We start from the raw sequence: 21,827 nt of genomic DNA, 5'->3' as shown, positions 1-21,827 counted from the left end.
TTTATAGACCCCCCCTGGCGCTCGCCTGCGGGGTTTAGCAGGGCTTTTTGTTACCCCTCCACACCCCGCGGGGTGCCGGGTTCCGCGTCACGCTGCCCCCGCCACGGCCGTCTCACCGTCAGTGAAGGGTTGTATGCCATGGGGCTGAGCAGCGCGGAGCACCCGTTGCTCGCGCGGTACGCGGAAGTCCGCTCTGAGGTTTCCGCGCAGTACGGACCCGACTCGCAGGCCGTCGTATTCATCCTGTACGAGGAATTGCTGTCCCTGAGGACCGTACTCGCCCAGGATCGCTCGAACCGTCGCATCGCGGAACGCGTCCGCGATGTGAGTGTGGAAATTCAGCGTCGTTATGACATCGGTGGCATGGTCGACAAGGGCCGCCATCATCGGCTGATCAGTGACCGTCCGGTGCTCATCGAGTACGACCGGGCGGTCTTCGACCGTATGTACGGAAGTCTGCGCCGGGCCTGCGCTGTGGGACCGGTGCACGTCACCGGCGCCGCGGTGGCGTTCGAGGCACTGCAGGCGGGTCCCACGCACATCTACGTGGTGGACGACTCCTACCGCCTGCTGGTGTGGCCCGAGCCGTTCACGCTGGCGGAGATGGTCTTCGGCCGGACTCCCGACCGGCGCGTGGACGGTACGCGGGTGGTGCATCCGATGCTGGTCCCGGAGCGGCTGCGCGTGCGCGCGGCCGGAGAGCTGTCCATCGTGGGCGGCCCGGACGACTGCATGGTCATCGCCAATATGAAATCGGGGCACTTCAGGCCCCCGCCGTCCTGTGCGGACGTCCTGCGCGACGTCCTGCGCGGCGTCTTCCCCCTGACCGACGAGGACATCGACGTCTTCACGGTCCCGCAGTCGCGGGCCTGATCCGACCGGTCCCGGCCCCCACCCACACGCTTGGAGAACAGTCATGCCCGAGACACCTGCGCCGGCGGGCGAAGCCCGGGACCCGTCACGTGGCGGAGGGCCGTCGTCCACCCGCGGCGGGACCGCCTCGGTGGGGGTCGAGCACGAGTGCAAGTGGGACCTCGCGCGCGAGGAGTGCGACGCGATCGACGACCCCGGGCGGTTCTTCGAGGGGAGCGTCCTGTCGACGGCGCTCACCACGCTGCGCCCGCCGCTGACGTTCGTCTCGTCCACCCTCTACGTGGACGACGCACGCCGCTCCCTGATCGGCGCCGGCCACTCCCTGGGCGTGGTCGTCAACGTGGGCAGCGCGTCGAACGTGTGCTGGATGACCTTCAAGCAGGCGGTGCGCCGGCACGCCTGGCGTGACGGGCTGGAACTGTCGGAGCGCCTGGCCCCGGCGCAGGTGTCGAAGGCGATCAACGATCCCGGGCTGCTGCCCGTCGGACACGTACGCGAGTGCCGGCTGGCGGAGGGGGACCTGGCGCCGGTGGCCATCGCCAGCCAGAAGCGGGTCAAGGGCCTGGGCCGCGACGCTCACGGCACCGACGTCGCGTACAGCCTGGACCTGGTCACGTTCCGCGCCCCGGCCGACGGCTGCCCGCCGGTCGGGACGTACGCGTGCGTGGAGGTGGAGGTCAACTCCTCCGCCCCCCGCGCGCTGCGGCTGCTCGAGGAGCTCGCCGACGGGATGGACCAGTGGCTGGGCCGGCCGCGCGCCGAGCGCACCAAGGCCCAGCACGCCCTCGCGGCGGTGGAGGGCGGCGGCCGGGCCCTGGGGCGTGCCGCGTGAGCGCGTCCGGGGCGCGGGCCGAGACGGTCCGTACGCCGCTGGGCGGGGTGTTCTGGACGCTGTGGGCCGGGCGGAGCCTGTCGACGCTGGGCGGATACCTCCAGTTCCTCGCCCTGCCGCTGTGGGTGCAGCAGACCACGGGGTCCTCGCCGGCCGGTGTGCTGGCCTTCGTGGTGTTCCATCTGCCGAAGGTCGTGGTGTCGCCGTTCGCGGGACTCATAGCCGACCGGCTCGACCGGCGGGGCGTGGCCATCGCCACCGACGTGGCCTCCGCGTTGGTCACGGTGGCCATGGCCGCCGCAGCGGCGGGCCGCCACGTGGTCACCGTGGTCGTGCTCCTCGGAGTCCTGCAGGTACTGGCGGCCGTACGGGTGCCCGCGCTGTCGAGCATCCTGCCCGATGCGATTCCCGCGGGCCGGCTGATGGCCGCCAACTCCCTGCTGGACGCCGCCACCGGGGCGGCGATGACCCTCGGGCCGCTGCTGGGTACGGCGCTGCTGACCGGCTGGGGCATCGAGTGGGTGCTGCTCCTGAACGGGCTGACCTTCATCGTGGCCGCCCTGTGCCTCCTGCCCCTGTCGCCCACGCCGGCGGACGGCCGCACCTCGCAGACCGGAGTCGCGGCGCTGGCCGGCGGTCTGCGCGCGCTGTGGGGTGACCGGATCGTGCGGTACGCGGTGGCGGCGGAGAGCGTGATGTACCTGTGCGTGGGAGCGGCCACCGAGCAACTGGCGATCTGGCTCGGACAGGTGCACGCGGCGAGCGCCGAGCGGCTGATCGGTGCGTTCGGAGTGGGCTGCGGACTGGGATGGCTCGCGGTCACCGTGGTGCTGGGACGGGCCCGGGAGTCCGTGGCCCCGACCCGGATGCTGTGGTGGAGCGCGCTGGCCGCGGCTCCCGTGAGCGCGGCCGCGGTGTTCCTCCTGCGCGGCGGCACGGGGGTGCTGCCGGCGGCGGCGGCCGGGCTGTTGGTGAGCGTCCACCAGTTCCTTTACGGGCTCGGGCCGGTGATGGTGTGCCAGCAGCGGGCCGCGAACAGTCATCGAGGACGGGTCCTGGCGTTCCGCCGCATGGCGACGACGCTGAGCCAGCTGACTTCGCTGGCCGCGGGAGCGATGCTCGCCGGATGGCTCGACATGGGGTCGGTCCTGCTCGTCTGCGGCGTCCTCGCCACGGTCACGACCATGCCGCTGGCGCGCCTGGCGTACCGGACCGAGCAGGCGGAGCGAGTCGGGCAGGCGGAGCAGGCCGGGCAGGCGGAGCGAGTTGAGCAGGCCGGGCAGGCCGGGCAGGCCGGGCAGGCCGCCGAAGCGAGCTCGCATGCGGCACCGGCCGCTGCCGCACCCGCCCCGGCGGCCGTCCGATGACGGCGGAGCGCCCCGGCCACGCCGTCATCGTCGATCTTCCGCGTGGCCACGAGGACGACGCCCCCGAGCTGCGCGGACTCGCCGCACTCGCGGCGCGCATGCTGGCGGACCCCGGCCGTCCGGGGGCGGCCCGGCTGGCCGCGGAACGCGGTTGGCGGACACGGCACCAGCTCGAAGCACGCGCTTCGTCCTTCTTCGCCTTCTGGTCCGTGGACGACGACGTGCGGGAGGCCGGCGCCGCGCTGGCCGCCGGAGCGCGCCGGTGGACGGAGGCGGACCTGGAGCGCCTCGCCCGCTCCCGCGCCGCCCAGCGCGTACTCGCCGGGCAGCGGGCCGGGCAGGTCCTCACGCAGCTCAACCAGGCTTCCCACCAGGCGGCCTGGGGCTGGACGCCTCCTTCGCCGCTGGGTGGGGCGGAGACCATCGAGAACCTGTCGGGGGAGGTGGTGCGCGAGGAACTGGCCCGCCTGGGATCGGCCCTCCGCGTCCACAGTGCACCCCGGTACGGCGGCTCTCCCGGTCCGGGACCCGACGGGCCCGCTCTGCCGGCCGCGGTCCCGCAGGCGCCGACCGCGGCCGATGACCGCCGGTGGCGGGGCGGCGTCGTACACGTGCGGACCACGGCCGAATCGGCGCGCCTGTCCGTGCGGCTCCCCTGCCACAGCGACCGGCCAGGAGCCCTGGAAGTGCTCGTGGAGGTACTCGGCTCGGGTCCCGAGGGACGCCTGCACCGGGCCCTGCGCGGGGAGCGGGGGATCGCCTACGGCTTCTCGGCCGGGCACTGGTCCCAGGACAGCACCAACAGCGTCGCGGCCACCGCGTTCGTGCGCGCCCCGGACGTGGCGGACAGCGTCCGGATCCTCCTGGACGCCGTGGGCGGCCTCCTCGGGAGTCCGCCGGGGGAGCGGGAGTTCGAGGCGGCCCGACAGCGATGCCTGGCCAGACTCCTCACCTCGCTCGACGATCCCTTCGCCGCGGCGGACGAGGTACGGCGCGCCGCCCGCGGCCAGACCCCGATCGACGAACTGGTGCGGTCGGTCTCCGCCCTGACCTCGCCGGACGGCCTGCGCGCGGTGTCCGGGCTGCGTCCGGCCGTTGCGGTCGTCGGGCCCGATCCGTGCGGCCGCGCGGTGGAAGAAGCACTCGGGAGTCACACATGATCCAGACCATCAGCCTGCCCGACAGCCCGGCCGCGCCGGTGCCGGAGGTGCCGGAGGTGCCGGAGGTGCCCGAGGTGCCCGATGTACCCGAGGCGCGTGTCGCGGGGCTGCGCGTGCGCCTGGTGCCCATGCCCTGGGCCCGCTCGGTCGGCGGCTGCCTGGCCGTGGCCTGCGGATCCCGTGACGACGCACCGGGCACGCCGGCCACCGCCCACCTGGCGGAGCACGTACGGGCGATCACGGGCACCGGACGGGCGCGGCAGACCGTACCGGTCTTCGCCCAGACCGACATCGCCCGTACGCTCTTCCGCGCCACCGCAGCGCCCCGAGCGGCAGCCGACCTCGCGGTGCGGCTCGTCGACGTCCTCGGTGACGCGACCGTCGACGAACGGCTCCTGGAATCCGAACGCATGGCCGTGGAGCTGGAGACCGCGCGCATGGACTCCGGCCCGCTGCTGCGCGCGGGCGGCCTCTTCGCCGCGGCCGCCTGCGACGAACCGGGCATGGACGCGGTCGCCCGTACGCGGCGCGGCGACATCTCCGCCGTGACGCACCGCGAGGTGGCCGACCTGGTCGCCTGGGGCTACCGGCCGGGCCGCGCGGTCCTGTCGGTGGCCGGCCCCCCCCGAGGCCCTCGACACCGTGGCCGAGGCGGTGGAGCGGCACCTGCACCGCGTCGCCGGGGGCCCCGGCCCGCATGCCGCCGAGCCCCGCCGGGTGCTCACCCCGGCGCCGGGGATGTGCCTGCCCGCGCTCGACGGCCTGGTCGCGGTCACCCTCACGCGTCCCCGCCGGGACGAGGGCCCGTGGGCGCGCGCCCTGATCGGCGACCTGGGACCGGTGGTGGCCGCAGGCGTACGGGCCGGAGTGCCGCTGGCGGGCAGGACCACGGTGGAGAACGCGGACCAGGCCGTGGACGTCCTGTGCTGGAAGCCCGCCCCGCACGGCCGGGCCGCTCTGACCGAACGGCTGCGCGCGGCGTGCGCGGCGGCGGAGGTGGGCCGTGACGCGCTCGCGCGCGTGGCCCGCGAGAGGCGCCAAGAGCATGCCTACGCCGGCTTCACGCCGATGGCACAGGCCCTGCGGGCCGCGCTCGCGGACGGCGCCGCGCCCGCCGCCACCGCTGCTGCGCTCCGGCTCTCGGTATGGCAGGTGGCCGGCGGAGTCCCCGTCGCGGCCGGCTGAACGCGCGGCCCGCCGGGGCCGCCCGGTCACGGCGTTGCGGTACCCGGGGAGCGGGACCCGCGGCCCGGTCACCCGATGTCGTGGCTTTCGGGCGGCGGCGTTCCCGAAGGAGGCTGGACGGCGTCCAGCCTCCTTCGTCCTCCCGTCCAGAAGAGGAACCACCTGATGCACGACACCACCACGGCCGAACTGCAGCGGGTCGACTCGCTCGTCGAGACCCTCCGCGCCCTCGACGCGACCGACGCGGGCAAGGAGGCGCTCGCCATGGCGCAGGCGCTCACCAGCCCCATCGACGACGGGGCCGGCGTCGACCTCGGCTGACCCCCGGCCCGCACATCCCACCACGACGGAAAGGTACGGCCATGGATCTCCGCTTCGTCCAGGACCTGGCACAGGCACTGCACCGCCCGGACCAGCGGACGCTCGGCTCACACTTCACCCGCGCCGAGCTGCCCGGCTGGGGCGACCGCCTGCTGACTCCGACCGGGCTGCTCGACCTGCTGACCTACCGGACGTTCTCGCGGCCGGGCCAGGTCCTCTGCCTGAGCAAGGGCGTGTTCCTCCCGCCCCGCGACTACATGGTCGCCCGCACCACACGCGGCGACGAACACGAGATGGTCGACACGTACCGCCTCGGAGCCCTGCTCAAGGAGGGGTGCCAGATCGTGGTCGGCGGTCTGGAGAAGATCGACCCGCGCTTCGACCTCGCGTGCCGCGCCCTGCAGTGGCTGACGGGGGCGAAGGTGTACGCCACCGCCTTCCTGGCGACCGGCGACGCGGGCGGCTTCAACCTGCACGTCGACACGTCCGACTCGGTGATCCTCCAGCTGGCGGGCACCAAGAGCTGGGAGGTGCGCGGCGAGACGCTCAAGGCTCCGCTGAACGAGGTCCGCCGCACCGCGACTCCCAGCGAGGAAGTCCTGTGGCGGGGCTCCCTGGAGGCCGGCGACCTGATGTGCGTGCCGCGCGGCTACTGGCACACCGCCACCCGTACCGACCAGGCGCCCGGCGGGTACTCCCTGCACGTCACCTTCGGGATCGTGGAACGCACCGGCATGGACTGGCTGCGCGCCCTGACCGAGCGGGCCAACCACGTCGAGCTGTTCCGCCACGACGTGTCCCGGGACACCGATCCCCGTGACCTCGTCCGCCTCCTGACCGCGCTGGCCGAGCAGTACCCGCCGGCCGCGTTCGCGCAGGCACAGCCGATGTTCCTGGACCGTGGCGGCCTCGGGCTGCGAGAGAACCAGCGCGTGATCACCCGGGGGGTGTTCGGGCCCGCCACCGACGTCGCCTGCCTCACCGAGTTCCGCCCGCGCCTGACGGCCGCCGGTGACACGGTCACCGTCACCTCGGCGGGACGGTCCCTCACCTTCCCCGCGCAGGCCCGCCCCGCTCTGGACGCCCTGCTGTCCGGGCTCCCGGTCCAGGTCGCCGAGCTCGGCGCACGGACGGGCCTCGACGTCGCGGCGTACGCGCAGACCCTCCTCGACGCCGGCCTGTGCGTCGAGGTGACCGACGCCCTGGCCGCGGCGTACTCCGCGCTCTCCTGAGCCGGCGTTCCTCGCCGAAGACGGGCCACGGCCGGCCGGTTGTCGCAGGACGACCGGCCGGCCGTGGTGTTGCGTCGCGGGGAGTCGGGCGGCGGGCGGGCCGGTCAGGCCGTGGAGGCCGGTGTGTCCGGTGTGGCCGTGCCGATGGTCAGGCAGAGAAAGCCCGACGATGCCGTCCGCTCGACCCGGGCGGTGTATTCGCCCGGTATGAACAGGGCTTCTCCCGAGCGCAGTCGTAAGTCCTGCGCGGTGGCGGGGATCCCGGCCGTGCCGAGCTGCCATCGGCTGCTGCCCGCCTGCTGGAGGACCAGCAGGTCTTCCGTACTCGGGGCAGCGGGCGAAGGGCCGGGCCGGACCGCCACCGGGCGGCCCAGATGGAGCGTGATGCCGACGGCCAGGGTTTCGGGGGAGCGACGCCAGTCGTCGGGGTCGGCATGCTCGGGCCAGAGGACTCCGGGGCCCTTCCCGCTGTGCGTGCGCACGAAGAGGGCGAGTTCCCGGAGCTGGTCACCGTCCCACTCGTGTGGGATAAGCGGATCCGACATGTACTTGCCTCTCTGGCGCGGAGACCGCACGAATTGCGACGGTAGAAGCCAGCCTGTCGCAGCCGCAGCTCCGGGAAAAGTCACAGCTTTACGCGACCGGAGGTGCGTCGTGCACCGGGCCACGAGCCGTGCCCGATCGCTGCTTTCACCGTGTTTCGGTGCCTTGATGTCCGTTTCGTCCACCAGGTTTCAAGCTGCCATTGCAACTTGGTGAGGTGGCCGATCCGTTGCAGGGACCCCAGGGGACCCGGCAGGCTTCATATTGCAGCCGAGACCGCGCTGACCTGCAAAAAGCCCCCCACCTTCCACCTTCCGGAGTTTCGTGTGAAGCGCCTCCTGCCGACCGTTCCCCGCCCGTATCCCCACCCCTCGTAGCCCCAGGAGGCACCATGACGGACATCGCGCCTGCCCTCACCGGCCGTGAACGGCAAGTCCTGTGCATGCTCAGCTCCGGCGACACCGTCTCTTCCATCGCCCGTCAACTCGGCCTGAGCCCGCACACGGTCGACACGTACCTCCGCCGGCTCCGTACGAAGACCGGTACGGCCAACCGCACCCAGCTGACGGTCTTCGCCGTCCAGAACGGATATGTGGGCCGACCGCCGCACAGCGCCCCGGACCGGACCGTCGAGCAGGGGCACGAGGTTCGCTCACGCCTCCTCTGAAACACCGAAGAGAACAGCGCTGCCCGGCCCGCACAGCCGGCGAGCAGCCGCCCCGAAGTCCCATGGCCCCGCAGCCTGCCCGTTGCGGGGCCATGGCGTTTCCGGCCCCGCCCGGCGGTACTCCCGTACCGCACGCACCGGACCGTACCCGTAAGGCCGCAGCATGCCCCTCCCCCTCCTGTCAGCGGACACCGATCCGGGCCGAACGACCCCTTCCGGCTCACGGAGCCGATGCGCGCGCGCCTTCTGGCCGCGGTGCGGGCCCTGGTGACGGATCCCGCGCTGGTGTCCCTGTCCGACGGCGCCCGGCTGGCCTGCGTCGTGCTGACCGCGAAGGCCAACATGGGCAACGGGTGCCGGACCGCCATATGGGCGGCAGAGCTCGGCAGATGGCTGGGTGTGTCGCAGTCCCAGACAGCGCACACCGTGCTCCCCCAACTGCGGCGGGCCGGCGCCCTCGCCACGCGGCCCATGACGAACGCGACCGGGCACACGACCGGGCTGGAGTGCTGGATCATCCCCTTCTACCGGGCCCGGACAGCCGGGGACCCGCGCCACGCCCTCGCCCTGTCGCGGGTGGAACTCGTCGTACTGCTGCGCCTGGTCGAGGCACTCTTCGGGCCGGGATGGACCCACCGGGACGGGTCGGTCACCCCTGCCGGGCTGCTCGCGGGCCGTACGGGTCGCGGGGCCGCGACGGACCGGCTCGGGCTGCTGCTCATGGTGCTCTCCTCGAACGCGGAGGGCTGGCTGCGACTGTGCCCGGGGAAGGTGGACCCGGCCCGCGGACGGCCGGCGGCAACGGTCGCCCGGCTCCTCGGCTGCTCGCCGGCGGCGGGAGCGAAGGTGCTCAAGCGGCTGGTGGAACACGGCCCGGTCCAGGTCGAACGACGACCGACCGTTTCGGGGCTGCACGCCCGCAGCCGGGTGCGGCTGGTACCGGTCGGAGAGGCGCACCGCCGGGCCGCCGCCGAGCGCGAGGACGGCAGGAACCGTGCCGACCGGATCGCGCCGGGCGGCGTCCGCGCCTTCCCCGCCTTCCCGGACCTCGCCCCTCCTGCATCCGGTGATCACGTGACGAGCGGCGCCACCGCGGCCCTTGCAGGGCCAGGGTCCTCGGCTACGTCCGAGGCGGACCCGGCCGGTTCGCCAGGCCGCCCCGCAACTGCACACCACCACGCTCTCCACGCTTCTCGCATTGCTCCCGTCGACCATCCCGTCCGTGATCCGGGCTTGTCCGGCGAAGGCCGTCCGGGGTCAGGTGGTCTTCCGGAGCGCGCGGGCGGCCGCGAGGAACAGGCCCAGGCCCCGGCCGGTGGGGCGGCCGCCGTGCGGCCGACGCCGGTCGACGCGGAGCACGGCGGCCCGCTGCGCGGGGAGAAGCCGCAGCAGCAGCGGAAGGGGGTACCGGTCCCGCTGCCGCCGACGGACCTGCTGGCCGTGCTCGCTCCGGTCCGGGCGCTGTGGCAACGCCTCGGCCGCCCGTACGCACGCCGCCTGGTGCAGGCCGCGGTGCGCAGGGAACTCTCGGCGGTGGCCGGATTCGCCGGCCTGGCGGATGCGCCCGCGGTGCTGGCCGAGCGGCTGACGCGGCGCCTGGTGGCGCAGGGGGGCCCGGGCGCCGTGGCGGACCCGGCGGGCTGGCTGATCGGCCGGGGCCTGCCGCAGCAGCGTGGCTGCGGTGACGTGCGGTGTGACGAGGGACTTCGGCTGGACGGTGGCACGTGCGCCACCTGCGAGTACCTGCTCGACGACCGCCGCGCCATGCGCCATGGCATCGCGGCCGAGGTCGATGCGCGGATGCCGGGGGCTTCCCCGGAAGACCGCCGTACGGAGGTGGACCGTCGCATGCACGCGGCCGTCACCGCCGAGGGCTGGGCCAAGGTGCTGTACCGGGAGCGGGTCGAGGCCGCGCGGGCAGAGCGCCGCGCCTCGGTCGAGGCCACCGCTGTCGTACCGCCGGCGCCGGCGCCGGCGCCGGCGCCGGTCCTGCCGGCCGCCCGGCGTACGGCACCGGCGGCCATGCCCGAGGCCGCCGCCCGGGCACCCCTCGTACTGGAGGAGCTGACCCGCGACGAGGTCATCACCTGGCGCGCTCGCGCCGAGTACGACCCCCGGGTCGTCGTGGAGCACATCGAAGCGCACGGAGAGCCCTCCGCCCGCCGCCTGTTCACCCACCGACTGGTCGACCGGACCCACCGCCTCGCCACCACCAGCCGCCTGGTGCTGGGCCCCACCGCCTGGAGCCGGCACTGAACGCACCAGGACCTCGCCCGCCCAGGCGTGGTTGCAGTCGCGGCCGCGGCGGTCCACCAGCCACTCGGCCGGCAGGTCAGGCCTGGAATCGAACCATCAGCGGAAGTCGGCGGTGCCGCAGCTGAAGGTGGTGTTCCGGACGAGGGCTGGGGTGACTCGGATGCCGGTGAGGTGCTCGGCGAGTGCGAAGGCGGCCGGCACGGCCAGGTCGTCGTCCGTGTCGGTGGGCTCTTCGGGGAAGGTGAAGCCGAGGCGGCGAACGACGTCGAGGAGGTCGTCGGCGCGGGTGCCGGAACGGCGGCCGGCATCACGCAGTTCGAAGTGGAGTCGCAGCGCGGTGTCCTCGGCCCAGAGGAACGAGCCGTCGTTGTTGGCATTCGCGTTGTCGTAGTGGGAGATCCAGCGGGTGCCCGCTGACGCGGGCAGGGCTTTCTCCTCGTTCACTCCGTGCCAGCCGTTGGGCTCGATCATGAGGGTCCAGGGGCCGAGCGCCGTCATCCCGAAGTACGTCCGTGTGGTGCTGGGGCCCCAGAGGTCGTATGCGGTGTCGACGAGTGCGCTGATCCCGGTGACCTCGGCCTCGGCCTGGCCGCCCAGCCTGCTCAGCAGTTCGCTCGGCGGCATGCTGTGCACGAGGGTGACGCAGTAGGACTCGGCGAGGTCCGGGAAGTCTTCCTCGAACCACGTGTAGTCAGCCGCAGTCGTAGCCATGCGACAGATCCTTCATGGCCCCTCCGACACCGAGGACGTCAGGGTTCCGGGAGGGCCGGGATGTGGCCGAAGGCGTCGTCGGTACGGGGTTGCTGCCGGCGCGAGTTCGTGGCCGGTTCCGTGTCCACCGCCGCAATCCTGGTACCCGGACACGGCGACGCGCATGCGTAAATACAGCCGCCGCTTTTGCGCCATCGCGGTGTTGCCCTTTCGGGCACCCGGTCATGGCTGTTCAGATGGGGTATGGGACCTCGGGGCCCGTCTCTACTGGAGCTTCGGCGGAACGCCGCCCCAGCCCCAGGAGGTGTCGGTCGGCGTGCTCGGCCCGTCGGCCACGGCCGCGCGCGCCGAGTCGTGGGCGGCCGCCTGGTACGCCTCGACCGCTACCGGCGACAGCAGGGCGGCGACGGAGGCCGCGATCGTCACTATGCGGGCAATGCGCTTCATGGACTTCTCCAAGGGGATGTATTGAGAGAACGCCGGCGAGGTAACTCTGAGGGCTCGCCGTGTTCCCGCTTTCGAGAGAAGTCTTTCCCGGCGCCTATCCTGGCCGCAATTGGTCACCCCCTTCATCAAGGTGCGTGGCAGCAAGGCGAGGAGGGGACATCGATGGACATTAGCCGTGATTGTGGTCTGTCAGAGGTTCCGGACGGCTGGCGGACGGCCGACACGGCCGTCACGGGTGGGTCCTGGAGCAGGGGCGGCTGGACGAACCGGCGGTGGCGGCCGGCCTCGGCCTGCCGGAAGAGGAAGTGCGGGAAGCCCTCGCCCGGCTCATCGCCTCCCGGCTGATCCGGCGCGACCCCCAGGACCCGGCGGAGGGCTTCGCCGTCTCGCCCGACGTCGCCCGCGCGGAGCTGGCCGCCCCCGTACGGTCTCGGATCCGCCAGGTCGAGGAGGAGCTCGACCGCGCCCAGCGGGAGCTGGACCGCTTCTCCGTCGAGTACCTCCGGCACGCCAAGCGCGGCAACGGCCAGTTCCGGCTGATCGCCAACATGCTGGAGGTCAGGGTCGCCCTCACCCAGGCATCCGAACGGTGCACCGAGGAAGTGCTCTCCAGCCAGCCCGGCGGCGGCAGCCGGGTGGTCGAGGCGATGGGCGAGGCCCTGGCGCGCGACCGGGCGATCCTCGAACGAGGCGTTCGGATGCGCACCCTCTACCACCACACCGCGCGCTTCAACGGCCCGAGCCAGGCGTACGTCGCGGCGGCCTCGGAGTTCGGCGCCCAGTACAGGACCGCGCACGAGCTCTTCGGCCGGCTCATCGTCTTCGACCGGGAGCTGGCCTTCATCCCGCTGAACGACGGCTCGCGCGGCGCGGTGGCCATCAGCGAGCCCTCGGTGGCGTCCTACCTCGCCGAGGTCTTCGAGCAGACCTGGACGCACGCCACTCCGTTCGCCGACGCGGCCAGCCAGGGCCTCGGCGAGGTCGCGCAGGAGATCGACCGCACCATCCTGCGGCTGCTCGCCGCGGGGCTGAAGGACGAGGCGATCGCCCGCCGCCTCGGCATGTCGCTGCGCACGGCGCGGCGCCACATCGCCGACATCATGGAGCAGTTGGGGGCGGAGAGCCGCTTCCAGGCGGGCGTGGCCGCCGTGCAGCGCGGCCTGCTCGACGCCGAGGAGCTGCTCGCCCCCACGGCAGCCGGGCCCGATCCCGCCGATGCCGATGCCGATGCCGATGCCTGAGGCGGCTGCCGACAGGCCGGCCGGGCTCATGCGGCGGGCTCGATCCGGATCAGCAGATACCGTGCCGAGGCCGAGAGCTCGGCTGTCCACGCGCGCCCGGGCGGCACGTACAGCAGCTCTCCCGCCCGCAGGCGGCAGTGGAACGGAGGCTCCGCCCGGACGTCCTCAGCCCCCGGACCGAGCGTCCAGCCGCCGCCGCCCGAGACCTGCCGTACGAGGGTGCGGGCGGGGTCGGGGCCTCCGCGGACCTGCCGCGGCGCGTCCGGCGCGCCGCGGCTGACCCGGACCGCGGCGCCGAGCACGGCGGACAACTCGGCTCGCAGCACCGCGAGATCGGCCTCGGTCGCCTTCACGCGGCAGCCCGGGTGGTCGTGGTCGGGCCAGAGGATCCCGGGGCCCCCGCCCCGGTGGACCGAGAGGAAGAGCGCGAGCTCTCCCAGATGACGGGCTCCGCTGTCACTGGTCTGCATGTCTCTCCTCCTGCCCTAGCCGTACGAAAGCTCCCGACGCCGGATGCCGGGCCCACGACCAGGCTCGCGCGCCGGGCCGCTCCGCAACAGTCACGTGATCCCGGTGCCCCGCCTCCTCTCGCCGGGGTCGAATTCGCCGAATCTTCCGGTTTGCCCCCGCCTCGCTTTGCTGCCAGACACCTTGCTGAGGTCCGCGGGGGATGGAGGGCGGACACCGGACCGGCCAGGCTGGGCGACGGAGCCGGCACCGTCCACCACGTCCACCCTCAGGAGCCCGCCATGTCGCACGACACCCTCCTTCAGCACTCGTTCACCCCGCGCGAGCGGGAGATCCTCGCCCATCTGCCCGACGGCGCCACGTACCAGGCCATCGCCCGCCGGCTGGGGCTGAGCCCGCACACCGTCGACACCTACATCCGGCGGCTGCGCGGCAAGACCGGCACCACCAACCGCACCCAGCTCGCCGTCCTGGCCACCCGGCTGGGCTTGTCCTCGTACGGGGCCCACCCCGCCCCGGCCACCGTCGCCCCCGCCCCGGCCACCGGGCTGTAGCGGCCCGCAGCGGGGGCCGGCGTACCGGATCATGGTTGCGTGCCCGAACATGCGGGCCCGGGTCCGCGAGCCCGCCTACGCAGGAGTCATCCATGACCACGTCCGACGGCCGCGCCAAGGCCACCGCATCCGCCGCCGCCATCGTCAGGGACGAGCAGGGCCGGGTGCTCATCGTCAACCCGGTCTACAAGGAGCGGTGGAACCTGCCCGGCGGCCACATCGAGGAGGGCGAGCTCCCCACCGCGGCCGCGCGCCGTGAGGTTCGTGAGGAAATAGGCCTGGACCTCGAGATCGGCGAGCTCCTCGTGACCGCCTGGGTGACCAGGACGGAGGGATCGCACGTCTTCTACGTCTTCGACGGCCCCCAGCTGAGCCCGGAGCAGCAGCAGGCCATCACGGTCCAGGAATCGGAGATCGGTGAGATCCGTTTCTGCCTGCCCGAGGACATCTCGCCCAGCATGATCCCGCCCTTCGCCCTCGCCGTATGGCGCAAGGCCCTCGCCGCACGTGAGGACAAGCACGCCGCCTACCTCGAACTCGCCCTGTAGCCCGGCGCTCAGATCCCTTCCGGCCCGGGCTCATTCCCGGCGGGCGAACCGTTCGAGGGCCCCGAGAACATGGGCGCGCGTGGTGTCGCCGCCCAGATGGCCCGCGTCACCGACGACGATCAGCTCCGCGTCCGGCCACGCGCGGGCGAGTTCCCACGCGGTGTCGAGCGGGCCGGCCATGTCGAGCCTGCCGTGGACGAGCACGCCGGGAATGCCGGCCAGGCGGTGGGCGTCCCGCAGCAGCGCGCCCTCCTCCAGCCACGCCCCGTGGGAGAAGTAGTGCGAGCAGATCCGCACCAGGGCCAGCCGCGCGGCCGGCGGGCGGTCCCCGTACGGGTTCGAGGCGCCGTTCGTCTCCCCGGAGAGCACGGCGTCCTCCCAGGCGCACCAGTCGGCGGTGGCCTTCTCCCGTACGGCGGCGTCCGGGTGTTCCGCACGGCGCGCGTAGGCCGCGACGAGGTCCCCGTCTCGCGGTGTGCCGGGAGCTCCTGCCAGGAAGCGCTCCCATTGCTCGGGGAAGAAGCGGCCGACACCCCGGTACAGCCAGTCGATCTCGGAACGCCGGGTCGTGGTGACGGCGGCGATGACGATCTCCGACACCCTCTCGGGGTGGGTCTCGGCGTAGGCCAGGATCAGTGTGGATCCCCACGAACCGCCGTACAGCAACCAGCGGTCGACGCCCAGGTGCTCGCGCAGCCGCTCCATGTCGGCCATCAGGTGCCGGGTGGTGTTGTGCCGCATGTCGGTCGCCGGATCGCTCGCGTGGGGGGTACTGCGCCCGCAGCCGCGCTGGTCGAACAGGACGACCCGGTACCGCTGCGGGTCGAAGTACTGCCGCGCCCCGGTGCCGCAGCCCGACCCCGGCCCGCCGTGGACGACGAGCGCCGGCTTGCCGTCGGGATTGCCGCAGACCTCCCAGTACACGAGGTTGCCGTCGCCGACGTCGAGCATTCCTTTGTCGTACGGCTCTGTCGGGGGGAACAGCTCGCGCATGCGCAGACCTCCTGGCAACCGAAACCCGGTGGGGACAAGTTGGTAGTAGACAGCACGCCCTGCCGGCCCCCGGCCCGACCGGTGAACGGGGCCCTCTCGCCACCGGTGGGATCGGTCACCGAATTCTTCAACTCCGCTTGCGGGATTCGGTTCCCGCGCCCCCGGCGTCGGTAAACCGTCGGCAAACTGTGCGCCGCTGTCCGGCGTGTGGCCAGGCCTTCCGATTTGACGTGCGACGGGAGTCGTGACGTAGAGTCGCCGAGCTGTCTGAGTGTCAGAATCTCGGCATGCGGGGGGATGTCGCACGTGGGGCGGACGGCGTGCGTATTTCCGACGTCCTGGAGCCATCGCACTGACCGGCGGGCTCCGCCGAGGGACGTCGCGTAATTCGCAGTCCGTGCACATGAGGGGACCTTTCTCGTGAAGCGCATCACCATGCCGGTGACTGCGGGCGCGCTCGCCGCGTCGACAGTCACCGCAGGTGCAGCCGTTGCGGCGAACGACTCGGCCGCAAGTCCCGCAGCCGCCGTGATGCCTGCCTCGGTGCCGTGCACCGTCGAGGAATTCGGCTTCCCCGACGCCGAGACCATTCTCAAGAAGGACGAAATTCCTCTGGAGAAGGGCAACGGTAATGTCCTCCTGACCGAATGCGGTTTCAAGGACATACCGCTTGAGGTCTCGGGCGGTCAGAACGAGGGAAACCGGTTCTGTTTCGAGGTCAAGGGCAAGCCCGGGTATCCGACACAGGAACTGCCCGGCGTGTACGGCGTGTACAGCGTGAAGGGCGTCGACCGTAAAGTCCCGGTCGACACCGGCCCCCGCAAGCGCGAGCACACCCTCGTCGAGATCCGTACCGGCGCGTGAAACACGCGGCCGCGCCCTGCTCCACCGCGGCGCGGCCGGGGTTCCGCACTCCGACACACGACACACGACACACGCCATCCGCCACGGCGCCCGACCCGCGCCGCAAGGCCCACCCCATTCATCATCCGCGTTCCCAGGGGGGAAATGCATGTCCCGTACCCGTACACACCGTTCGTCCAAGCCCGCCGTCCTCAAGCCCGCCGGGCTGGGCGCCGTTGCCGCGGCCACCGTCGTCTGCTCGCTCCTGATGCCCGCCCCGGCGCAGGCCGCCACCGGCCGGCCCGTCGAGGGCGGGGCGTTCGCGCACACGGCCCGACTCGCCATCGGTGACGCGGCCGACGCCCGGGCCTGCTCCGCCACGGTCGTGGACCAGTGGTGGGTGGCGAGTGCCGCGAGCTGCTTCACCGCGGCCGACGGGCGGAAGCCGGCTGCCGGCAAGCCGGCGCTGAAGACCACCGTGACGCTCAAGAACGGCAAGAGCGGCGAGGTCGTGGAGCTGGTACCGCACGCCGACCGCGACCTGGTCCTCGCCCGGCTGGCCGCGCCCGCCACGGACATCGCCCCGGTCAAGCGCGCGAGCAGCGCTCCGGCGGCGGGCAGCGAGCTCACCGCGGTCGGCCACGGCCGGACCAAGACCGAGTGGGTACCCGCCGCGGCGCACAGCGCCGCGTTCACCACCGGCGCCACGGACGCGACCTCGATCGCCCTGGTGAGCAAGGGCACCGACGCACTGTGCAAGGGCGACACCGGAGGCCCGGTGCTGAACCAGGCCGGTGAGCTGGTCGCCATCAGCAGCAGGTCCTGGCAGGGCGGTTGCCTGGGCGGGACCGAGACCCGCACCGGCGCCCTCGCCACGCGCGTCGACGACCTCGGCCAGTGGATCGATGCCACCACCGACCCGCTGCTCGTACGCCCGGGCCAGACCATCCCCTCCGGCAGCACGCTGGTCGGCAAGGACCTCAAGCTCGTCATGCAGGCCGACGGCAACATGGTGATGTACCACAAGAGCGGCGGCGACGGTAAGGGCGCCGCGATCTGGGACACCAAGACGTACGGCAACCCGGGCGCCTACGCCGTGATGCAGGAGGACGGCAACTTCCTCGTCTACAAGAAGGACGGCGGCGACGGCAAGGGCGGCTCGCTCTGGTCCTCCGCCACCTATGGCGACGGCACCGAGAACCGCGGCGCCTACCTCCGCTTCCAGGAGGACGGCAACCTGGTCGTCTACAAGAAGGACGGCGGCCCCGACAAGGGCGGCGCCATATGGGCCTCGGGCAGCTACCGGCGGGCCAACGTCCTGACGTCCGGAACCCAGTACCAGGCCCCGTTCTGGATAGACGCCGAGACCAAGATCTTCTACATGGACCGCGGCGGCCGCCTCGTCATCTGGGACAAGTCCCGCGGCAAGGAGCTGTGGACGTCCGGCGCCTACGGCGGCGACGGCTCCTACCTGGCCATGCAGGCGGACGGCAACTTCATCCTCCACAAGAAGGACGGCGGCGACGGCAAGGGCGGCTCCGTCTGGTCGACGGCCACCTTCGCCAACCCCGGCGCCTACGCCCAGTTCCAGAGCGACGGCAACCTCGTCGTGTACAAGAAGGACGGCGGCCAGGGCAAGGGCGGCGCCATCTGGCACTCCGACACCTGGCGCTGACACCCGCCCGACCTCCGCACCCCCGAGCAGCCGGACCCGCCGACGTCCCACGACATCGGCGGGTCCGCTCCGGGGGTGCGGTGGCACGGTCCAGCTCCGGCGGAGGGCGGAGGGCGGAGGGCGGAGGGCGGGTGGCGGGTGGTGGCGGGCGGGGCCGCCCAACGCGCGTCGGCGAGGCATGGCAATCCCTCGTCAGGGTGAGCCTGCCCAATCGAACGAGTTTGAAGGCCGCCGACCGCTGCCCGAGCGCGCGCCCACCGGGACCAGAACGTGTGTCCACGACCTGCCCCCGAAACGGCCGTGACGGACTCGAATCCGGAGCGTTTTTTAGAGCACCAGTGCCACCGGACCGCTCAGACGGAGGACGCCGTGCATCCCCTCCCCGCCCCCACCCCCCGCCCTCTCGGATTCGAACACCACCGGCCCGCCCCGGCCTTCCTCCCTCCGGGCCCGCGCCGCCTTGACGTTCGCGCGCGCCGCTCCGTACGACCGGATGCGAGGCGGGCGGCATGAGCGAGCCCACCGATGCGGCAGCCGGCGGCATTCCGGGACCGCGCACCGCCGACCCCCACTCCCGCCCCCACCCCGACCCGCTCCCGCTGCCGCCCGCGACCGTGCCCGCCGGCCCGGAGGACGGAGACATGACCGACGGGCTGGAGGAGGCGTACTGGTCGGTCCATGACGGAGCGGCCGCCAGCGCTTCGGTGCCCCAGGTGCTCGCCCGGCTTCCCAAGATCACGGCACTGATCGGGCGGCTCGCCTGGCAGGCGGACCGCGCGTCCACCCTCACGGCCGTCCTCTGCCAGCTGGCGTCGGCGGCCATGGCGGCCCTCGGCCTGATCGCCTCGGTCGGAGTGCTCCAACACCTGTTCTCCCAGGGACCGACCCCCGACCGCGTGCGCGCGGCCATTCCCCAACTCCTCCTCGTCGCAGGTTTCCTCGCCGCCCGGTCCCTGCTGGAGGCCGCCGTCGCCACGGCCCAGGCACGCGTCACACCCAAGATCCGGACCGCCCTCGAATCCGAGTTCCTGCACCTCACCGCACACGTACGGCTGGAGGCGGTCGAGGACGCCGACTGGCACGACGAGGTGCACCGGGCCAACGACCGCGGGCTCTTCTACGCGCGGATGATCGTCGGGCAGGTCGTCGCCCTCGCCGCCGCGGCCCTGCGCCTCATCGGCACCGCCGGCGTGCTCGGCATCCTCCACCCCGCCCTCCTCCCGCTGCTGTTGCTGTCCGTCGTGCCGGTGGGGGCGGCGGCCGTCCACTCGGCGCGGGCCCGCTTCCGCTCCTTCAAACGGTGGAACGCGCTGCAACGCCGCGTCCGGGTGTTCTCCTGGCTTCTGCTCGACGTGGACGCCGCCGCCGAGCTGCGCTCCGATGCCGCCCAGGGCGCCCTGCTGGACGAGCACCGCCGCCTGACCACCAAGATCGCCGAAGAGGACACCCGCCTGGGCGTGAACTCGGCCCTGCTCAATCTCGCGGGCCGCGCCGTGGGCGGGGTCGGCACCGGCATCACCTACGCCGCGCTGGCGGCCATGCTGATCGCCGGATGGCTCCCCCTGGCCGCCGGGGCCGGCGCCGTCCTGGCCATCCAGGTCGGACAGTCCTCCCTCACCCAGCTCATCGAGGTCGCCCACCTCGTCTACGAGCACGCCCTGTGGGTCGACGACCTGCTCGCCGTCCAGGAGCGCAGCCGCCGCCTCCTGCCCCGTACGTCCGACGTGCGGGCACCGGAGCGGGTGAAGGAGATCACCGTCCGGGACGTCCACTTCACCTACCCCGGCAAGGAAACCCCCGCGCTGAACGGCGTCTCCTTCACCCTGCGCGCCGGGGAGACCGTGGCGTTCGTCGGCCTCAACGGATCGGGGAAGTCGACCTGCGCCAAACTGCTGGCCGGCCTGTACGAGGCGCAGCGGGGCAGCGTCAGCTGGGACGGCGTCGACGTACTGGAGATGGACGCCCAGTCGGTGCAGCGCCGCGTCGCCTGCGTGCTGCAGGACCCGGTGCGGTTCCCCTTCAGCGCGCTGTCGAACATCACGGTCGGAACCGGCACGCTCACCGAGGCCGAGCCCCAGCGGGCGATGGCGGCCGCCCGGGCCGCGGGCGCCGACGGAGTCGTCGAGGCGCTGCCCGCTCAGTGGAAGACGCTGCTGTCCAAGCGGTTCAAGGGCGGACAACAGCTCTCCGGGGGGCAGTGGGCGAAGATCGCCGTCGCCCGGGGCCTGTACCAGGACGCGGTGCTGCTGCTCCTGGACGAGCCGACGGCGAGCATGGACCCGCCGTCCGAGCACGCCGTGTACGAAGCGGTCCTGCGCGGCCGGCTGCGCACCGACCAGATCACGGTACTGATCTCCCACCGGCTCGCCAGCGTCGTCGACTGCGACCGCATCCTCGTCTTCGACGGCGGCCGCATCGTGGAGTCCGGTTCCCACGACGAACTCATGGCCGCGGGCGGCGACTACGCCGCCATGTTCACCCTGCAGGCCAGCGGGTACCGAACCGGCGGCCACCGGACCGGCGGCCCAAGGCCCGGCTCGGCCGCAGCCGGGGAGCCGGGCCTGTGACCCCGTCCGCCCCCACCGCTGCCCGCACCGCCCCAAGGCGGGGCGCGACGGAGTCAGGCCCGGCCGCAGCGTTCCCGAAGCTCGGAGATGACGGCTTCGCGGCGCGCCGTGACGGCACCGGCCACCGTGGCCACCCGGTCGGCCACGTCGAGGAGGTCGCTCAGGTCCCCCGGCTCGGCCTCCAGGCGCCGCCACACCTCGGCGGGATCGATGTCGACGAGGCGGGCGAGCCGTTCATCGACCACCTGGTGCCGATCCCGGACCAGCCTCACCAGGTGCCGCATCAGCAGCGCCTCGTCGTCGGCGATCTTCTGCTCCGCCGCGATGGCCAGCCACGCGACCCACAGCATCAACTGCGGGTGCCGACTCCGCTCGCTCAGGCGCTCGGCGATTTCGATCACCCGCGCCTCGTTCCGGAAGACGGCTTGCGCGTGCCGCCCCGCGAGCAGCGTCGTATAGCGGTTCAACACGACCGCGAGGGGAACGCCGACCACGGGGATGCCGATCTTGATGACGTTGCGCTGCAGAAGGAACTTCCCGACGAAGGGGAGCCCCTTCGCGGCGCTCAGTACGGCCTTGGAGTAGAAGCGCTTGATCAGCGGCCGGACCATGACCGGGACCGCCTTGACCACGCCTTCCCGGACCACTTCCCCACCCTTGATCGTGAAGGCCACTCGAATGAGCTTCCACATGTCATCGGGGTCGGACAGGTCGAGCGGGACCCGGTAGAGGACCGAGATGTCGTAGGCCAGGCGGAGCTGGAGCCGGGTGATGAACGCGACGTCGACCATGACGGTCGCGACGGCGGCCGGAACCGTGGCCGGCGAGGCGCCGCCCAGGCTTCCGAGGGTGGCGACGACGGCCGCCGTGTAGGCCCCGGCGGAAAGCCCGCCTTCGAGTGCGGCGTACCGAGCGGCCATCTTCATCCGCTGATCGACGACGGCATCCGCGGGGACGCCCTCGTACCGCTCCTGGAAGTACTGCCAGTCGACCTTGTCGGTGTAGGAGTTCATGGCCTGGGCCATGAGCTTCGTGAACCAGCTGCCGGACTTGATGTCGTCCGCGCTCAGGCCCTTGATGAACTCCCGCATCTCGGCCCGCTCGCGCTCGACCGCCTCCCGTTCGGCGTCGCCGTCGCCACCGGCGTCGACAGCGTCGGTCAGGGTTTCGGTCATGGCGGGTCCCTAAGAATGTAAGGCGGTCCGGGAGGACCGGGTGTGGCTTATGGCGGGTTGTCGTTGGTGACTCGGTAGGACTGGCCGCCCGGTCCTCCGGGATGCTCCGACCACTGATTGAGAACTGCGGTCATCGCTGGTTAGGGACCTGTCGGCGGGGTGTTCTTCG

The 21,827-nt window shown here is 72.5% G+C and carries 21 protein-coding genes; 15 read left to right on the top strand and 6 right to left on the bottom strand.

Annotated features, from left to right (window positions below):
• Positions 1-138 precede the first annotated feature (138 nt).
• The 7 genes from ACFXGI_RS25940 (at position 139) to ACFXGI_RS25910 (ending at position 6,970) form a co-directional block, all read left to right on the top strand.
• Complete coding sequence (locus ACFXGI_RS25940) at positions 139-873, top strand: hypothetical protein (RefSeq protein ID WP_384711136.1); 735 nt, start codon at positions 139-141, stop codon at positions 871-873.
• Between the two features lie 43 nt (positions 874-916).
• Positions 917-1,705 (top strand): hypothetical protein, encoded by a 789-nt coding sequence (locus ACFXGI_RS25935; protein ID WP_384711133.1) that lies wholly within the window; start codon positions 917-919, stop codon positions 1,703-1,705.
• On the top strand, positions 1,702-3,072 hold the full coding sequence (locus ACFXGI_RS25930; RefSeq protein ID WP_384711130.1) for an MFS transporter: 1,371 nt from the start codon (positions 1,702-1,704) through the stop codon (positions 3,070-3,072). Before ACFXGI_RS25935 ends, ACFXGI_RS25930 begins: the two co-directional genes overlap by 4 nt.
• Positions 3,069-4,232, top strand: a complete 1,164-nt coding sequence (locus ACFXGI_RS25925) for an insulinase family protein (protein ID WP_384711128.1) — start codon at positions 3,069-3,071, stop codon at positions 4,230-4,232. The genes ACFXGI_RS25930 and ACFXGI_RS25925 overlap by 4 nt, the downstream gene beginning before the upstream one ends.
• Positions 4,233-4,874: 642 nt before the next feature.
• A complete protein-coding gene (locus ACFXGI_RS25920) occupies positions 4,875-5,417 on the top strand; it encodes a hypothetical protein (protein WP_384711125.1) in 543 nt (180 codons plus the stop codon).
• Positions 5,418-5,582: 165 nt separating this feature from the next.
• A complete protein-coding gene (locus ACFXGI_RS25915; RefSeq protein ID WP_384711122.1) occupies positions 5,583-5,738 on the top strand; it encodes a hypothetical protein in 156 nt (51 codons plus the stop codon).
• A gap of 41 nt (positions 5,739-5,779) precedes the next feature.
• Positions 5,780-6,970, top strand: a complete 1,191-nt coding sequence (locus ACFXGI_RS25910) for a JmjC domain-containing protein (RefSeq protein ID WP_384711119.1) — start codon at positions 5,780-5,782, stop codon at positions 6,968-6,970.
• Between the two features lie 104 nt (positions 6,971-7,074).
• Here ACFXGI_RS25910 and ACFXGI_RS25905 read toward each other — a convergent pair whose 3' ends face one another.
• Entirely contained in the window at positions 7,075-7,515 is a 441-nt protein-coding gene (locus ACFXGI_RS25905; RefSeq protein ID WP_384711116.1) for a hypothetical protein, read from the bottom strand.
• A gap of 389 nt (positions 7,516-7,904) precedes the next feature.
• Here ACFXGI_RS25905 and ACFXGI_RS25900 point away from each other — a divergent pair, with 389 nt between their 5' ends.
• Both ACFXGI_RS25900 and ACFXGI_RS25895 read left to right on the top strand, forming a co-directional pair.
• Positions 7,905-8,180, top strand: a complete 276-nt coding sequence (locus ACFXGI_RS25900) for a response regulator transcription factor (protein ID WP_384711113.1) — start codon at positions 7,905-7,907, stop codon at positions 8,178-8,180.
• Positions 8,181-8,411: 231 nt separating this feature from the next.
• Positions 8,412-10,436 carry a hypothetical protein gene (locus tag ACFXGI_RS25895; protein ID WP_384711110.1) on the top strand — a complete coding sequence of 675 codons (2,025 nt, stop codon included), beginning with the start codon at positions 8,412-8,414 and terminating at the stop codon, positions 10,434-10,436.
• 96 nt (positions 10,437-10,532) lie between these two features.
• Here ACFXGI_RS25895 and ACFXGI_RS25890 read toward each other — a convergent pair whose 3' ends face one another.
• A complete protein-coding gene (locus ACFXGI_RS25890; RefSeq protein ID WP_384711107.1) occupies positions 10,533-11,147 on the bottom strand; it encodes a DUF6461 domain-containing protein in 615 nt (204 codons plus the stop codon).
• A gap of 264 nt (positions 11,148-11,411) precedes the next feature.
• Positions 11,412-11,594, bottom strand: coding sequence for a hypothetical protein (locus ACFXGI_RS25885; protein ID WP_384711104.1), 183 nt, complete (start codon positions 11,592-11,594; stop codon positions 11,412-11,414).
• 179 nt (positions 11,595-11,773) lie between these two features.
• On the opposite strand from ACFXGI_RS25885, the gene ACFXGI_RS25880 reads away from it, so the two are divergent.
• Positions 11,774-12,835 carry a LuxR C-terminal-related transcriptional regulator gene (locus tag ACFXGI_RS25880; protein ID WP_384711102.1) on the top strand — a complete coding sequence of 354 codons (1,062 nt, stop codon included), beginning with the start codon at positions 11,774-11,776 and terminating at the stop codon, positions 12,833-12,835.
• A 26-nt stretch (positions 12,836-12,861) separates the two neighbouring features.
• On the opposite strand, the gene ACFXGI_RS25875 is transcribed toward ACFXGI_RS25880, so the two are convergent.
• The gene (locus ACFXGI_RS25875; RefSeq protein ID WP_384711099.1) at positions 12,862-13,305 is read right to left on the bottom strand and encodes a hypothetical protein; all 444 of its coding nucleotides are present in this window, start codon (positions 13,303-13,305) and stop codon (positions 12,862-12,864) included.
• Between the two features lie 279 nt (positions 13,306-13,584).
• On the opposite strand from ACFXGI_RS25875, the gene ACFXGI_RS25870 reads away from it, so the two are divergent.
• Both ACFXGI_RS25870 and ACFXGI_RS25865 read left to right on the top strand, forming a co-directional pair.
• Entirely contained in the window at positions 13,585-13,857 is a 273-nt protein-coding gene (locus ACFXGI_RS25870; RefSeq protein ID WP_384711097.1) for a response regulator transcription factor, read from the top strand.
• A gap of 92 nt (positions 13,858-13,949) precedes the next feature.
• Entirely contained in the window at positions 13,950-14,405 is a 456-nt protein-coding gene (locus ACFXGI_RS25865) for an NUDIX domain-containing protein (RefSeq protein ID WP_384711094.1), read from the top strand.
• 30 nt (positions 14,406-14,435) lie between these two features.
• Here the strand turns inward: ACFXGI_RS25865 and pip are convergent, their stop codons facing one another.
• The gene (gene pip, locus ACFXGI_RS25860) at positions 14,436-15,398 is read right to left on the bottom strand and encodes a prolyl aminopeptidase (RefSeq protein ID WP_384711091.1); all 963 of its coding nucleotides are present in this window, start codon (positions 15,396-15,398) and stop codon (positions 14,436-14,438) included.
• A gap of 420 nt (positions 15,399-15,818) precedes the next feature.
• Here pip and ACFXGI_RS25855 point away from each other — a divergent pair, with 420 nt between their 5' ends.
• The 3 genes from ACFXGI_RS25855 (at position 15,819) to ACFXGI_RS25845 (ending at position 20,483) form a co-directional block, all read left to right on the top strand.
• Complete coding sequence (locus ACFXGI_RS25855) at positions 15,819-16,262, top strand: hypothetical protein (protein WP_384711088.1); 444 nt, start codon at positions 15,819-15,821, stop codon at positions 16,260-16,262.
• Positions 16,263-16,410: 148 nt separating this feature from the next.
• Entirely contained in the window at positions 16,411-17,916 is a 1,506-nt protein-coding gene (locus ACFXGI_RS25850) for a trypsin-like serine protease (RefSeq protein ID WP_384711086.1), read from the top strand.
• 509 nt (positions 17,917-18,425) lie between these two features.
• Entirely contained in the window at positions 18,426-20,483 is a 2,058-nt protein-coding gene (locus ACFXGI_RS25845) for an ABC transporter ATP-binding protein (protein WP_384711083.1), read from the top strand.
• Positions 20,484-20,536: 53 nt separating this feature from the next.
• On the opposite strand, the gene ACFXGI_RS25840 is transcribed toward ACFXGI_RS25845, so the two are convergent.
• On the bottom strand, positions 20,537-21,658 hold the full coding sequence (locus ACFXGI_RS25840; RefSeq protein ID WP_384711080.1) for a hypothetical protein: 1,122 nt from the start codon (positions 21,656-21,658) through the stop codon (positions 20,537-20,539).
• Positions 21,659-21,827 lie beyond the last annotated feature (169 nt).

The sequence above is a fragment of the Streptomyces sp. NPDC059355 genome (assembly GCF_042752335.1).
GTDB lineage: Bacteria > Actinomycetota > Actinomycetes > Streptomycetales > Streptomycetaceae > Streptomyces.
This window is presented reverse-complemented; position numbering and strand designations above follow the sequence as displayed.

Coding starts and splice junctions, on each gene's coding strand:
- ACFXGI_RS25940 (WP_384711136.1), top strand. CDS start 139: ATGGGGCTGAGCAGCGCGGAGCACCCGTTGCTCGCGCGGTACGCGGAA.
- ACFXGI_RS25935 (WP_384711133.1), top strand. CDS start 917: ATGCCCGAGACACCTGCGCCGGCGGGCGAAGCCCGGGACCCGTCACGT.
- ACFXGI_RS25925 (WP_384711128.1), top strand. CDS start 3,069: ATGACGGCGGAGCGCCCCGGCCACGCCGTCATCGTCGATCTTCCGCGT.
- ACFXGI_RS25915 (WP_384711122.1), top strand. CDS start 5,583: ATGCACGACACCACCACGGCCGAACTGCAGCGGGTCGACTCGCTCGTC.
- ACFXGI_RS25910 (WP_384711119.1), top strand. CDS start 5,780: ATGGATCTCCGCTTCGTCCAGGACCTGGCACAGGCACTGCACCGCCCG.
- ACFXGI_RS25905 (WP_384711116.1), bottom strand. CDS start 7,515: ATGTCGGATCCGCTTATCCCACACGAGTGGGACGGTGACCAGCTCCGG.
- ACFXGI_RS25900 (WP_384711113.1), top strand. CDS start 7,905: ATGACGGACATCGCGCCTGCCCTCACCGGCCGTGAACGGCAAGTCCTG.
- ACFXGI_RS25895 (WP_384711110.1), top strand. CDS start 8,412: ATGCGCGCGCGCCTTCTGGCCGCGGTGCGGGCCCTGGTGACGGATCCC.
- ACFXGI_RS25890 (WP_384711107.1), bottom strand. CDS start 11,147: ATGGCTACGACTGCGGCTGACTACACGTGGTTCGAGGAAGACTTCCCG.
- ACFXGI_RS25885 (WP_384711104.1), bottom strand. CDS start 11,594: ATGAAGCGCATTGCCCGCATAGTGACGATCGCGGCCTCCGTCGCCGCC.
- ACFXGI_RS25875 (WP_384711099.1), bottom strand. CDS start 13,305: ATGCAGACCAGTGACAGCGGAGCCCGTCATCTGGGAGAGCTCGCGCTC.
- ACFXGI_RS25870 (WP_384711097.1), top strand. CDS start 13,585: ATGTCGCACGACACCCTCCTTCAGCACTCGTTCACCCCGCGCGAGCGG.
- ACFXGI_RS25865 (WP_384711094.1), top strand. CDS start 13,950: ATGACCACGTCCGACGGCCGCGCCAAGGCCACCGCATCCGCCGCCGCC.
- pip (WP_384711091.1), bottom strand. CDS start 15,398: ATGCGCGAGCTGTTCCCCCCGACAGAGCCGTACGACAAAGGAATGCTC.
- ACFXGI_RS25850 (WP_384711086.1), top strand. CDS start 16,411: ATGTCCCGTACCCGTACACACCGTTCGTCCAAGCCCGCCGTCCTCAAG.
- ACFXGI_RS25845 (WP_384711083.1), top strand. CDS start 18,426: ATGAGCGAGCCCACCGATGCGGCAGCCGGCGGCATTCCGGGACCGCGC.
- ACFXGI_RS25840 (WP_384711080.1), bottom strand. CDS start 21,658: ATGACCGAAACCCTGACCGACGCTGTCGACGCCGGTGGCGACGGCGAC.